The organism is Marinobacter azerbaijanicus (genome assembly GCF_030250645.1).
GTDB classification, from domain to species: Bacteria; Pseudomonadota; Gammaproteobacteria; order Pseudomonadales; family Oleiphilaceae; genus Marinobacter; species Marinobacter azerbaijanicus.
Map to the genome: position 1 here is coordinate 168,670 of NZ_JASSVS010000001.1, position 14,087 is coordinate 182,756.

A 14,087-nucleotide genomic window follows, 5' to 3' on the forward strand; every position below is an offset into this window, starting at 1 on the left:
CCCTTTACAGAACAATACTGGAAATAGTCCGATTCTGATCACAAATGCCAGAGAAACGCCTTGAAATACATCGCCTGCGGCAGAATACTTGAATAAAGGAGCCTACTGACTGCAGTCGATTTTCAGCAGTGCCTCATTTCCGCGTTAGGACACAGCAAGAGGCTACGTCATGATACGCCGCACACCCCTATATATCGCCCTGGCTGGCACCGCAGGCCTGGCCGCATCCTTTACCTCTCCGCTGATGGCTGGCGTGCAGACCCTGTCATCCGACGAGATGGTTGAAACCTATGTAAAGGATTCCGCCGTTATCGTAGTGCCCAGGGAAAGGCAGAAAACGGACGCGGACCGCAGGCAGATCATCCGCTCCCTGACCATATCCCCCGGAGAACCGGTGCTGACGGAAGCGGAAGAAGAAGCGTACCGGGAGGCGCTCGAGCGCTTACAGCGTGAAGGCAAGTCCGATGCGTTGGTCAGTGCCGAAGAGGAGTTTCTGAGGCGCGCCCTGTTGCTACCTCAGGAAGAACTGGCCCGGGCACAACCGCCGGCGGAGTTCACGCCGAACATTCCCCCGATCATTTTCGGGCAGCAGGCCGAAATACCGGATGAGCCCTTCACCCAGACGTTCCTCAATGATCAGCTGGGCGTAGGCTTCGATGGCCAGAACCTGAATTTCTCCATCGGTAACCCGCCCGGCATTGATAATATCCAGGTGCCACATGGTATCAACGAAGGCCCGATTACCCTGACGCCAAGGCCGGGTGGTGGGTTTGATCTTTCAATTGAAGTGCCGGATCAGTGAGGATCTGATCGGGAATGCCTCCTCAGGGTGTGAAGGTAATGACAGTGTCTGACACCTGAAGGTTATCCAGCATCATACTGCCCAGATCCGTTTGTCCCACCGACAGGTTCTGCGCACCTATATCAGCCGCAAAACCGGAAACGCCAATGGAAAGCGTGTCGTATGGGGCGCCCTGCTCACCTGCATTGACCGGATAAACAGTAAACTCAGTCGCTGCGAAACCCGCCGCGATATCATCCATCGGCGTTGTTGATCTGGCACGCTGACTGCCTGCCCACGCGGGTATCTGATCGGTCAGGTCCATATCGGCAAGTGGGTTGCCTGTAAAGTCGGGGCTTTTGATGTATCCGCCATCAATTCCCACCGTACTGTCAGTCTTGCTGGCTGAAAGGTTCTCAACTGTGAAAGCCGCGTAGTTGTAACTGGCACTTCGCCCGAGTCCCGACTCTGAAGAAGGCAAAATGCTGTGTTGTGCCGTGCGCAACAACCCCCAAGCCTGCAAGTTATTGAAAATTGGCGTTCTCGCTGCCGGGTCACCGGTGCCAACGGCGACATTGCCTGCCACAAAACCCCAGTCCATCGGTTGACCACTCTGGGACTGCCAGAGAACATCAAGCCCGCCGTCCGATGCGATATCGAAGGTCAGCCTGGCATCGTCAAAATCCACATTGTATCCTGCCGTGCGGCCCGCGTCGGTCATGCCAGCGCCGCCGGACCGGATATCTTCAGCCACAAACTCGCCGGAATCTTCGTACCGGAACTGCTGCAGACTCATCCTGCTGCTGTAGTCGATGGTCAAACCGCTTTGCCCGGTGACACCGGAAAGCTCTCCGTCGGTAATGGACTCCAGTTCTGCATCAACAGCCGGAGACAGGCTCACTGCCAGCGCAACGGACAATGTTTTCGCAAATGAGGACATGGCAGCTCCCTTCAATTCCTGGTTGTGTGTAGCCTTCAACCTAACCAAAAAAGGCGCCCCAGAGGGGCTGGGACGCCTTTTTACGGGTTACTTACGTATCCCTGTTACGGTTTAGTGACCGTAGACGTTCATGTCAGCACGGACTGACAGGTCGGTCAGGTACACACTACCGATGGACGGTGCAGTACCCAGGGTGATGTTGGTCAGGTCGATGTCACCAGAGAAGTCCTGAACGTTGACGTTCAGACCCTTGGTGGTATCAGCATTCGGAGAGATATCCACCTGAGCGTGTGCAAAGGCAGCGACATCACCACGGCTGTTGGTGTAGATCAACTGGTCATCCCCACGGCCGTTGTGGATCTTGAAGCCGAGGCTTGTGGCCATGAACGGCATGGTCACCTGACCACCTGCCTGGAAGTAGGCATTGACGTTCATGTTGCTGGTAGTGCCATCGATAACGATGTCGATCGGGCCGATCTGACCGTTCATGCGCAGGTTGGACAGCAGAACGGTGCCGGTACCGGTCGTATAAGCGCCGGTGGTTTCGTTAACGCCCTGGCTGGAATCACCCAGACGGACTTCACCAACGTTCAGCGCAAGATCAACACCGTCGTTCTGGTCGATCGCGTCGAGGGCAATAACCAGATCGCCGTCATCGATAGTCGGAGCGACTTCGCCCTGGCCACCAACTGCCGCACCAGTAAGGGGGTCAGTTGGAACCTGGATGCCAGTGTTAGCTACTTCAACAACGTCCGGATCGTTAATCTTGGCCAGACCGTAAGACTGCCCCAGGTCAGTCCCGTCACCGGCGATGTCGATGTCGATCTTCAGGTTGTCGAGGGCAGTGCCTGCAGCAGTGCCATCAGCGTAGGTGTGACCGTTCAGGCCGGCACCGCCAATGGCGATGTCGGACATGAACAGGCTACCCTGGTCCTTGTACTGGATCTCACCAATGCTGACGTTCGCGTCCAGCTCGATGGTCACACCGGCCTGGCCGGTCATGTTGCTCATGGTGCTATCGTCCAGCGCCTGCATTTCAGCCTGCGCGCCAAAAGAGGCGGCGCTGATTGCTGTTACGAGTGCTACTTTCTTCAGGCCTTTCATATCTTTCTCCTAAGATTCGATATTTCTTATCGTTTGTTTTCGCTAAAACTGAGGCCTTGATTGATATATTTTTTGGCTCCCAGTTGAATCCAGTGTAATAGTCTGCTCGCATCATTCTGCGATGAACCGCACGTTTTGGTTTAACACTGTTACCAGCACTTACATTTGGTTACAGGATCACATTTTTTAACAGGGCGGGCTGCCATCTTCCCCGGATCACTCAGACCCCTGGGCTCCTTCTTCACCCTCGACAAGCTCTGATACCACCTGGGCAAATACCCGGGGCTCCATCTTCTGTTCCCCCATGCCCTGATATGTCACCGAGCCATCCTCTTTGATTTCATAGGGAATGGCCCGGACGGTCGCATCGCCGGTTATATACTCCAGCTCAATGTTGATTTGCTGGCCGGTGAGTTTTCCGGATTCATCCACACGGCCATATTGATAGGCGGTCGCCGTGGCCAGCAGACGCTTTTTGCTCGCATTGCCTGCAAGGGCCTGCCGCAAGGCTGCGAGGGCTGCCGCGGGGTCAATGTTGGGGTTCTCAGCCTCGTTGGAGACGGTCCATGCAAAATTGACCTTGCCATTAGGCCCTACCGCTGCGGCAAACGGATAAAATCGGCCGTTGGACTCCAGCAGCGGTCTGGCCTTACTCAATACCTTCGCGGTAAGGAACTCAAAGTTGGTGTTTATTTCCTCGCGCAGTGCCTTGGCCTCCGGGCTGTCTTCCGCCAACTCACTCAGGGGCGTACCTTCTTTTGCGCTTTCAACGTCCAGCTTGGCCTTGCTCCCGTCCTGGGCATGAACCGGTGATACCGCCAGAGAAGCACCCAGCATCCCGACCCAAATCGCGCGCTTCACATTCAGCAAAAAATCTCTTTCTCGCATGACTCTTCTCCAGTTGTCCTAAAGTTATCGGTAGCCCATCAAATTGCCGCCGGCGCGACCGAGGCTGATCTCCGCAGCCGAATATACCCTGATAACAGAGGGGTTTTTCGAAGAAACGTCACACCCTTGGAATTTGAATGCGTATAATGGTTACATCCTCATGCAGCCCCAAAAGGGGATATTTTCCACGAGAATAACTGACTTGAACGATATCTCTGCGCTCGACAGCCTGCCCGTCAAAGACCCGACCGCTCTGATAGAAGCCCTTTCAGGGAAACCGGGCTTCGCACATCTGGGCATGGCGCCCGACGGGTACCTCACCGAGGGGAAAAGCCAGGCCAACCGGGACAACTGTCGCTTCATTATCACCACAGCATTTCCGGAATTCCGCCTTGAGCTCCGGGCCGGTGATTCACCGCAAGCTTTCCTGGCTATAAAGGAAACCATTGAACAGCACTTGAAGGATACCCGGACCCCAGGTTCGACCCATGGTGCCAATACACCCTTTACAGGCGGCTTTATCGGCTTCGCGGCCTATGAACTCGGATTCTTCTGTGAGCCTTCCCTTCTGCACCACGCTCAATCCCTATCGCCGGATATGCTGCTTCTCTCAACCGCTTTTTTCGGCTGGGCCCTCGTTCAGGACCTGGAAAGGGCTGAAAACTTTTTACTCTTTCACCCTCAGTGCAGCGATACGACGAAACAAACAGTAAGAGAGCTGGTGAACGCCCAGCCTGACAGCTTCGATGATGCGACGCCGGCAGAAAGGTTCGTTTTACTTGAGCCCTTTAGGGCTCTGGATTCAAAGGATACCTATATTGAAAACTTCAAGCGGGTGCAGAATTACATCCAGGCCGGCGACTGCTACCAGGCCAATCTGGCCCAATGCTTCGAAGCACCGTTCAGGGGAGCTCCATGGCATGCCTTCCGGACATTGAGCAGAGCATTCCCTACCCCGTTTTCCGCTTACCTGGATCTGGACGAACAGCAGATCGTCAGCCTGTCACCAGAACGGTTTGTCCGTATTGAAGGCCGCGAGATAGAAACAAAACCCATCAAGGGTACCCGCCGGCGGGGCGCTACCGAGGCACAGGATATTGCCCTCCGCGAGGAATTGGCCGCCAGCGAAAAAGACCGGGCTGAAAATCTGATGATTGTTGATCTGTTGAGGAACGATCTGGGCAGGAGCTGCGTCACTGGAAGTGTCCGGGTAGACAGCCTTTTCAGGATTGAGAGCTATAGGAACGTCCATCATCTGGTAAGCACCATTAGCGGCAGGCTCCTGGACAGGGTAACGCCTTTTGCGGCTTTAATGCAGGCCTATCCCGGCGGATCCATTACCGGGGCTCCCAAAATACGGGCCATGGAAGTGATTCAGGAACTGGAGTCCCAGCCCCGGGGGCCTTATTGTGGTTCCATCTTCTATCTGAGTTGCCATGGTCGAATGGACAGCAGCATTTCAATAAGGACAGCGCTTTGCCGTAACGGGACCATCAGATTCTGGGGCGGAGGGGGTGTTGTTGCGGATTCAGAGGCGGAAAGTGAATATCAGGAGACGCTCACCAAGGTACGGCCAATAATGGAGGTTCTGGAAGCAGAGGCTTCAGAGTCGAAATCCCCTGCTTCCGGGAAACGCTAGTTTTTAGCCGGTAAGTCCTTTTGTTCATGGACAAGGCTAGCCTTCAAAAACTCGGCTTTCAGCTCCTCAAAGGTATGCACCGCCGGAAACTGCGGAAATTCCTCAATCACATTCTGAGGCGCATGAAACAGGATGCCTGCCTCTGCCTGGCCCAGCATGGTGGTGTCGTTGTAGGAATCCCCGGCTGCGATCACCCGGTAGTTCAGCAGCTGGAACGCACGTACAGACTGGCGCTTGGGATCACGCTGGCGCAACAGATAATCGGTAATCCGGCCTTCCTCGTTCACTTCCAGTTTGTGGCACAGCAGCGCCGGGTAACCCAGCTTGGCCATCAGCGGCATGGCAAACTCGTAGAAGGTGTCAGACAGAATGACCACCTGGAACCGTTCGCGAAGCCAGTTCAGAAACTCGCTCGCGCCAGGGAGGGGGTCCAGCTCACCGATCACTTCCTGTATCTGTGGCAGACCATATCCGTGCTGGTCCAGCAGCTTCAGACGCTGCGTCATCAGCACGTCATAGTCGGGAATGTCGCGGGTGGTCGCCTTGAGTTCCTCAATGCCGGTTTTTTCCGCAAACGCGATCCAGATTTCCGGGATCAGTACTCCTTCAAGGTCAAGGCACGCGAGTTCCACAGTGGTCTCCTGATAAATTGAACGCTGGTCAGCCCGGTGGAAGACCACCGGGGATTGAAATCAGGCGGTATGATAAGAAAATCCGGGCCGGAATGCATCGTGGATCTGTACGGCTATAACGATATATTCCGGCATTCCTTCAGACTGCAGCGTGTTAATGGTAGATTTATCACACATTTACACCCCAGGTGATGCTTTCAATGACGGATATTTCACAGCTACAGACGGAGCTTGAGGGCCAGAGCCCCAGGGCCATCCTCAAGGCCGCCCTGGCGAAATACGACAATATCGCCATTTCCTTCAGCGGTGCTGAAGACGTCGCACTGATCGAGCTCGCCCATAAACTGACCGATAATCTGCAGGTTTTCACCCTGGATACAGCGCGCCTGCATCCAGAGACCTATGAGTTTATCGAGAGAGTTCGTAACCACTACGGCATCAGGATCGAGATTCTGTTCCCCGATGCCGACGAAGTGCAGGACCTGGTCACCCGCAAGGGCATGTTCAGCTTTTACGAAGATGGCCACGCGGAATGCTGCGGTATCCGCAAGGTCAATCCGCTGCGCAAGAAACTGGCCACTGTGGATGCCTGGATCACCGGACAGCGCAAGGACCAGAGCCCCGGCACCCGTAACGATGTCCCTGTGGTACAGATCGACGACGCCTTCTCCACCGAAGACAGACAGCTGGTGAAATTCAACCCGCTGGCGAACTGGAGTTCAAAGGACGTCTGGGACTATATCCGCATGACGGAGGCGCCCTACAACAAACTGCATGAGAAAGGCTTTGTCAGTATCGGCTGCGAACCCTGCACCCGCCCTGTCCTGCCTGGACAGCATGAGCGCGAGGGCCGCTGGTGGTGGGAAGAGGCCACCCAGAAAGAGTGTGGCCTTCATGCCGGAAACGTGATCGCCCGGGACTGACCGGGCGATACTCAGTAAGTGGGCAGTTCGATGTCGCTGAACAGGCTTTCGATTTCCGACCTGCTGCCCTGGTGGGCAACGGCTTCGTCAACGCGCTCACGGGTAAGATGTGGCGCAAAGCGCTGGATGAAGTCGTACATATAACCACGCAGGAACGTCCCCTTGCGGAATCCAATGCGCGTTACACTGGGGCGGAACAGCTTACTGGCGTCCAGCGCCACCAGATCGGTGTCGTTCTTCTCATCGAAGGCCATGCTGGCAATAATGCCGACCCCCAGGCCCAGCCGCACATAGGTCTTGATCACATCGGCATCGGCAGCGGTGAATACGACTTTCGGGGTCAGCCCGTGGGCCTGGAACGCCTCATCGAGTTTTGAGCGACCGGTAAAACCGAACACGTAAGTAACCAGGGGAAACTCCGCCAGATCCGGCAGAGTCAGTTCCGCCTTCTTTGCCAGCGGATGATCCTTGGGCACGATGATGCTCCGGTTCCATCGATAGCAGGGCATCATGATCAGGTCGTTGAACAGCTCCATGGCCTCGGTAGCGATGGCGAAATCCACAGCCCCGTTGGCGGCCATTTCCGAGATCTGCATGGGCGTGCCCTGGTGCATATGCAGGGACACGTCTGGATAGGACTCGATAAAGCCCCGGATGACAGGAGGCAAGGCATAGCGCGCCTGGGTGTGGGTGGTGGCAATACTGAGATCGCCCTTGCGCTGATTGCTGAATTCCTGGGCGATTTTCTTGATGCCCTCCACCCGGCGCAGGATTTCACCCGCTTCCCGGATAATAATTTCACCGCCCGGTGTTATTCGGGTCAGGTGCTTGCCACTGCGAGCAAAGACTTCCAGGCCCAGTTCATCTTCCAGCAGGCGAATCTGCTTGGATATTCCCGGCTGTGATGTAAATAGGCTCTGGGCAGTGGCGGATACGTTGAGATCATGGTGCGCAACTTCCCAGATATAGCGCAACTGTTGTAATTTCATCTACCCTGTCGCTCCCCATAAGGCCCGGTCAGAACCGGGGCATGTATACGCTGGTGTTATTGTAGAAGAATACGCATAAAAACGTGATTTTTCATTCTTATTAAGTATACACAACCCTTTCCACCACAGTTTAGACCAAAAAAACGATAACGCCGCATGGCGACCTGGTCATTTGTCTTTGCGGCCCCTTGACTTAACTGTGACAAAGCACACAATCCGTTATCTAGTGTCCGGGACACGACCCACTCACCGGCATTCAGGGAAACGATGCTGCTAACCACCAAATTTCTCAGACCAACCGCCGACCCCCGCTCGGTTCAGCGTGAGCGCCTGAGCGCCATGCTGCAACCAGATGGCGTCAAGCGGCTGAATCTGGTGGTGGCCCCCGCTGGCTTTGGCAAGACCACTCTGGTCAGTCAGTGGTGTTCCCGGTTGCCTTCGACCATTGCCTGGTTATCCCTGGATGAACACGATGATGAACCCCGGCGGTTCTGGCAGTACGTGGTGGGGGCATTCGAGCACAACGGCCTGAGAGGCCTGGAAGACTGTCGCCAACAGCTGAGCCATTGCAGCCTGCAGGAGCTCGAAGGCCCCATTACCGGACTGATCAACGTACTTGCCGCGGATGGTGCACCCTGGTCGCTGGTCCTTGATGACTACCACTTTATCCGCGATCCACAGCTGCAGCGCCAGGTGTCCTACTTCATTGACTACCTGCCCCCGGGCATTCTGGTAACGATCGCCTCCCGCACGGAGCCTGCCCTGCCACTGTCCCGTTGGCGGGTTCGCCGCTGGGTGGAAGACATTCACCCCGGCCTGCTGGCGTTTTCCGAGGAAGAATGCCGGCGGTTTTTCCATGACACCATGGGGCTGGCAATTTCAGAACAGGAAGTACGCAGGATCTGCACCAGGACCGAGGGCTGGGTGGCCGCCATGCAGCTGTCTGCACTCTCCGGTGGCAACTTCGAGAAACAGGGCGCCGGAGCCAACCAACAGCGCATCGACCTGGATGAGCGACAGATCAGTGATTACGTACTGTCGGAAGTACTGGAGCAGCAACCAGCCCCAGTGCGGGATTTCCTTCTGGATACCGCCTGTTGCCCAAGGCTTTGCGCCTCACTCTGCGATGCGGTGCGCGGCACCACCAACAGCCAGGTCCTGCTGGAACAGCTGCTGCGCGAAAACCTGTTCCTGATCCCTCTGGATACCCGCAACGAATGGTTCCGTTATCACGATCTGTTTCGCGACGCCCTGATGCAGCGGGCCCGACAGTTCAAACCGGAAGATACCGAAAGGCACTGGCAACGGGCCGTCAACTGGCTACTGACCCATGGCCACGTCCAGGAAGGCATTTCCCAGATCGTCCAGCATCAGGACTGGCCCTGGCTCGCCCGGGTCCTGGCGGAACATGGCAATAACCTGATCCACGGCGGTTTTCACCTGCCTGTTCTGAGCTGGCTTGATTCCCTGCCGGCCAGCATTCTGCAGGATAGCCCCCAGCTATTGATGCTAAGGGTTTGGGCCCTGTTCTTCGCCAATCGGGTGGAGTTACTCGACCCGCTCCTTGGCGATCTGGAGGATATGCTGGACAAGCAGGTGGCAGACTCCCATCCGGATGCGGAGGGAGCCCTGGGCCTGCAGAGCGAAATATCGCTGATCCGCTCCTACCTGGCCCGCTCCAGAAGTGATGACAAGAGCGCCAGCGACCTTACCCAGCAGGTGCTGCGGGACATCGACCACACCCGGATTCCGCTGAAATCGGTCACCTATTATGGTGTCGGGCTGGATTATTACGGTAAGGGCGACCTGGCCGCCGCCGAAGACGCCCTCAAGTCCGCGGTGCGATATGGAGAGCTGGAACGCAAACCCAGCACCGTGCTCTCCAGCGGCGGCCTGCTGGCCTGGATCCAGTACAATCGGGGCGATATCGACGAAGCCCTGGACACCTGCACCCGTGTGCGGCAGTGGGTGGACCAGCACCATAGTGACCCCCGCCAACCGATGCTGATTTCCTGCTGGCAGAACAGCGCTCTGATTGAAATCTACCGGGAGCGCAACGAACCACAGTTGGCAGCCTCCTACCTGGCGCCTCTACTGGATCACGTAAACAATGGTACCGAGCCCGGCCAGCATGTGATCATCCAGTATGTTCGGGGCCACCTGGCGTTCAGTGAGGGCCGCTACCAGCAAGCCATGGAAGCACTGGAAGATGCTGCCAGCGTGGCACGGCGCAGGCGCGAGCACATCCTGTTCGAACCACCAGCCTGCTCGGCCATGCTGGCCCGTTGTTATCTGGCAACCGGACACCTGGAACTGGCCGAGGAGTGGATGGCGCAGGTCAGTCATGACCGGCTCACCAATCCGCTTAATCGTGAACAGAATCATATCAGCGTTGCCCGGGTCCAGGTCGCTCTCGGGCGCCCGGACGACGCCATGGCCACCCTGGCTCCCCTGCGGCTGAGTGCCGAGAAAGATCAGCATTATCGCCACCTGGTGGAAATCCAGCTGGTCTACAGTGACGCACTCTATGCCGAGGGCAAGACCCAGGAGGCTGAGCAGATGCTCGCGCAGGCGATCCAGCGGGCAGCCGATGCGGGCTTTATGCGACTGCTGGCAGAGGAAAGCCCGAGCATTCGTCAACTGTGTATGCAGCTGCCATCACTGCGATCGCCGGGCCGTTGGAACAGCCGCGTGCTGGCGATGTTACGGGAGCAGGCGGAAATGGAAACGCCCGCCCCCGCCCCGACAAAACAGACAGCAGCCACTGTCGGCTCCGGTAACGATGAGCTGCCGGAACCGCTCAGCCAGCGTGAACTGGAAGTGCTGGAACTGATCAACCAGGGTCTGGCCAACAAGGATATTGCCAGCACCATGGGCGTAGCGCCCACAACCGTGAAAGCTCATATCCGGAATCTCTACGGCAAACTGGCGGTGGGGTCACGCACCGAAGCCCTGGCGAGGGCCCGTGAGCTGAGGCTGCTGGCCTGATAATCGGTTCGTAGCAGCAAATCTTCCGGGCCTTTTTGTGAACTACATCACATTATCAATGATTTTTAGTCCCCCACTACGCCCTTTGGACGATCCGGTTACGCCCCCTCCTCCCTTATGATTCTCCCAACGCTGAGGGAAACCTCAGTAAGAATTCTGAAACTTCAGGCCTTCAGACTTCTTGTTCCGTGTTTCGACGCCCGGGTTCACAAGAGCCCACTCTACAAGAGCCACCCGATTGGGCTGGCTCTTTTTTTATGGCTCGATAATACGTCGGAAAGGCGGTAGGGCATCCAGCAATAACTGCCCGTAACGGCGAACAATGATACGGCGGTCGAGAATGGTGACACGACCGGTGTCGGATTCTGTCCTCAACAGGCGTCCCACAGCCTGGACCAGCTTGATGGAAGCATCAGGCACGGTGATTTCCATGAACGGATTCCCTCCCCGATGGGTGACCCATTCCGCCAGACTCGCTTCGATGGGGTCATCCGGCACCGAGAAGGGTAACCGGGTAATGACCACATGGCTGAGATACTTGCCCGGCAGGTCGATGCCCTCCGCGAAACTGGCAACCCCGAACAGAACACTGGGCAGCCCTTCGTCGACACGGCTGCAATGGCGGCGCAGAACCTCGCCTTTTGCCATATCGTCCTGGGTGGTGATCAGGTCCGGGTATTCCGGCGCCAGGGCGTCGCGCGTCAGTAGCATCTGTCGCCTGGAGGTGAACAGCACCAGAGTCGCCTTTTCACCGGCCCACAGGTCCGGCAGCCGCAACACCACCTGGTCGGTAAAGCTGTCGTCCGTGGGCATGGCGGTCATGGCTGGCACCTCAACCGTCGCCATCTCGCCATAGCGGAACGAGCTGGGAACCACCACAAAGCGGCTGGTTTCAGGCAGGCCCGCCCTCGCCTTCAGGCGATCAAAACGGCCCAGGGCGGTCAGTGTCGCACTGGTCAGAACTGCGCCATAGGCACGGGACCAGAGCCTGGAATACAACAGGTTATCCGCCAGCACCGGGCTACTGTAGAGGGTGATGTCTTCGGCATGGTCCCAGCGTTGCCGGACTGCCCAGCGAGCTGCCGGTGGGCCGGAACGCTTCTTCTGCCTGACGGAGTCTTCCTCGCTGGCTTCCGGATCCTCCGCCGGTTGCCCGGGGTTGTCGCTCCAGGCAGCCCATAATCGCAGCTGATCCTCTGCCCGGCTATGGAACGAGCCAATAACGGGGTACCAGGATTCCGCCGTATCCCGGTCCACATCACTGGCCTTGCGTTCGTCGAATGCCGTCTGCAGCTCCTCCACCATCACACCCAACTGGCGCGTGAGCGTTGCCGTGGCTATCCGGGCTTCCACAGCCAGTGCGGCCATTGCCTCTGGCAACGCGCCTTCAGGATACCGCCACTGGGCGGAACGGCGTTCTTCGTTGAATTCCCATCCGGTGTTCTGCTCGGCTTCCTCGTAGACTTTCGTCAGGACCAGATCCACGTCCCGTGAGGCGGAGCTGATCCTGTCGATGGTTTTCGCGGCCTGGGTGCCGGGTGTCAGGAACGGCTGCATCTTACCCAGGGCCTGGGACAGCTGCTTCAGCCATTGCCGCGTGGAATTCAGCGGCACCGACGCTGCAAAGTGGTTCAGCGCCTTATCGGGCAGATGATGGGCTTCATCGAAAATGAACAGGGCATTCTCCGGCTCCGGCAGAATGGCGCCGCCACCAAGAGCCAGGTCCGCCAGCACCAGGTCGTGGTTGGCCACAACAATATCGGCGTCATCCAGATCCTTGCGGGCATCAAAGAAGGCGCAACTGTCGAAGTAACTGCAATGCCGGTTGGTACACTGGCGATGGTCGGTCGTGACCTGGCGCCAGACGTCATCGGGAATCTGGTCCGGCCAGTGGTCACGGTCTCCGTCCCACTTACGGGAACCATAGCTTGCGAGCATGTCCTCAAAGAAGGCCCGTGTGCCCGGCTCTTCTTTGCCGGGACCATCCAGCAGGAACAGCGGCATAGTATCGCTGTCGCCATTGCCTTCATCGTGCAGGCGCGCTTCCAGTCTCGACATACACAGGTAGCGTCCACGACCCTTGGCCAGCGTCCAGGTGAAATTCTGCTTGCTGTGCTTCTTCAGGTCCGGCAGATCCTTGTGCACAATCTGGTCCTGCAGAGCCACGGTAGCGGTAGAGATCACCAGGGTCTTGCCCAGTGCCCGGGCCACGGGAATGGCTGCAATCAGGTACGCCAGGGTCTTACCGGTACCGGTACCCGCCTCCACCACGCAGGTGCTCGCCGGTGAAGTCCGCTGACCATCGTTTTCTGTAATATCGCCCATATAACGAGCGATCTCGGCAATCATCAGGCGCTGGCCGTACCGGGCCCGGATATCCTTGCCGGCCAGCACGTCGCGATAGGTCTGCTGTATCTGCTGCTTGACGTCCTCGGAAAGCGCCATTATTCGGGGCTCACCCAGTTCCGGACAACGCCCACGCGGAATCTTCGGCCATCCATGCTCAGCTCCACTCCTTCCTCGGTAATCCGCTCCACGGTAATACCGGAGAAGGACTCACCGTGTCGCAGATAGTTGTCGTTGATCATCACCCGTCTGGACGACGGCTCGGACCCATAAATATGACTGTTGAAGATGAGATCAGGTACCCTTTTCTGGAATGACAATGGCAACTCTACAAGGTGGGGGGTGCGTTCTGCAGCCGCATCATTGTCGGCCGCCTGGGAAGGGTTAACCGCGCTGGGCTCCCTTGGTGTCGGGACGATCACCGTTGGCCGTTCCCGCTCGTCAGGGATGCCACTTTCCGCAACCGGATTCGCCCCTTCATCGACCGGTGTTCCCGATAACCTGGGCACCGGTATTTCAATGGCATTGGCCAGTGTGTCGTTGCTCTCCGGGGATGTCGTCTCCGGCGGCGACTCCAGAGCCTGCTCCGGGACAACCGGCTCAACCCCGGCCACTGGCGCCGCGATCTCCTCTGACAGCCCGACAGGCTCCTGAGTTCCCCTCACCGTCGTGCCAGGCCAGAATACCCAGACCAGAATGGCGGCATTCAGAACAAGACCAATGGCAACCAACACCAGTACCGGCGAGGTTTCTTTCCTGGGCTTGTGGATCATCTGGACCTGCTGCCCCAGATCCGGCACACGCCCCTGGCGGCGTTCTGTCTCAGATTTTCTCAGGGCGTCAAGAATATAGGACAT

At 57.4% G+C, this 14,087-nt stretch carries 11 protein-coding genes; 4 read left to right on the forward strand and 7 right to left on the reverse strand.

The features are described 5' to 3' along the window. Window positions 1-169: 169 nt before the first annotated feature. Complete coding sequence (locus tag QPM17_RS00810) at window positions 170-802, forward strand: hypothetical protein (RefSeq protein ID WP_285387943.1); 633 nt, start codon at window positions 170-172, stop codon at window positions 800-802. A 22-nt stretch (window positions 803-824) separates the two neighbouring features. On the opposite strand, the gene QPM17_RS00815 is transcribed toward QPM17_RS00810, so the two are convergent. From QPM17_RS00815 to QPM17_RS00825, 3 genes are all read right to left on the reverse strand, one after another. After that, window positions 825-1,721, reverse strand: a complete 897-nt coding sequence (locus QPM17_RS00815; protein WP_285387946.1) for a DUF6160 family protein — start codon at window positions 1,719-1,721, stop codon at window positions 825-827. A 111-nt stretch (window positions 1,722-1,832) separates the two neighbouring features. After that, window positions 1,833-2,825: a DUF6160 family protein gene (locus tag QPM17_RS00820; protein WP_285387947.1), complete on the reverse strand. Its 993-nt coding sequence runs from the start codon at window positions 2,823-2,825 to the stop codon at window positions 1,833-1,835. A gap of 216 nt (window positions 2,826-3,041) precedes the next feature. After that, the gene (locus QPM17_RS00825) at window positions 3,042-3,713 is read right to left on the reverse strand and encodes a hypothetical protein (RefSeq protein ID WP_285387948.1); all 672 of its coding nucleotides are present in this window, start codon (window positions 3,711-3,713) and stop codon (window positions 3,042-3,044) included. 202 nt (window positions 3,714-3,915) lie between these two features. Between QPM17_RS00825 and pabB the strand changes: the two genes are divergently transcribed. Continuing rightward, the gene (gene pabB / locus QPM17_RS00830) at window positions 3,916-5,352 is read left to right on the forward strand and encodes an aminodeoxychorismate synthase component I (RefSeq protein WP_285387949.1); all 1,437 of its coding nucleotides are present in this window, start codon (window positions 3,916-3,918) and stop codon (window positions 5,350-5,352) included. Here pabB and thrH read toward each other — a convergent pair. Continuing rightward, complete coding sequence (gene thrH / locus QPM17_RS00835; protein ID WP_285387950.1) at window positions 5,349-5,984, reverse strand: bifunctional phosphoserine phosphatase/homoserine phosphotransferase ThrH; 636 nt, start codon at window positions 5,982-5,984, stop codon at window positions 5,349-5,351. The genes pabB and thrH overlap by 4 nt on opposite strands. A 200-nt stretch (window positions 5,985-6,184) precedes the next feature. On the opposite strand from thrH, the gene QPM17_RS00840 reads away from it, so the two are divergent. Further along, entirely contained in the window at window positions 6,185-6,907 is a 723-nt protein-coding gene (locus QPM17_RS00840) for a phosphoadenylyl-sulfate reductase (RefSeq protein WP_285387951.1), read from the forward strand. A gap of 11 nt (window positions 6,908-6,918) precedes the next feature. On the opposite strand, the gene cysB is transcribed toward QPM17_RS00840, so the two are convergent. After that, complete coding sequence (gene cysB, locus QPM17_RS00845) at window positions 6,919-7,896, reverse strand: HTH-type transcriptional regulator CysB (RefSeq protein ID WP_285387953.1); 978 nt, start codon at window positions 7,894-7,896, stop codon at window positions 6,919-6,921. A gap of 267 nt (window positions 7,897-8,163) precedes the next feature. Between cysB and QPM17_RS00850 the strand changes: the two genes are divergently transcribed. Further along, window positions 8,164-10,884 (forward strand): winged helix-turn-helix domain-containing protein, encoded by a 2,721-nt coding sequence (locus tag QPM17_RS00850; protein ID WP_285387954.1) that lies wholly within the window; start codon window positions 8,164-8,166, stop codon window positions 10,882-10,884. Window positions 10,885-11,139: 255 nt separating this feature from the next. On the opposite strand, the gene dinG is transcribed toward QPM17_RS00850, so the two are convergent. After that, window positions 11,140-13,329, reverse strand: coding sequence for an ATP-dependent DNA helicase DinG (gene dinG / locus QPM17_RS00855; RefSeq protein WP_285387956.1), 2,190 nt, complete (start codon window positions 13,327-13,329; stop codon window positions 11,140-11,142). Beyond that, a complete protein-coding gene (locus QPM17_RS00860; RefSeq protein ID WP_285387958.1) occupies window positions 13,329-14,087 on the reverse strand; it encodes a general secretion pathway protein GspB in 759 nt (252 codons plus the stop codon). Before QPM17_RS00860 ends, dinG begins: the two co-directional genes overlap by 1 nt.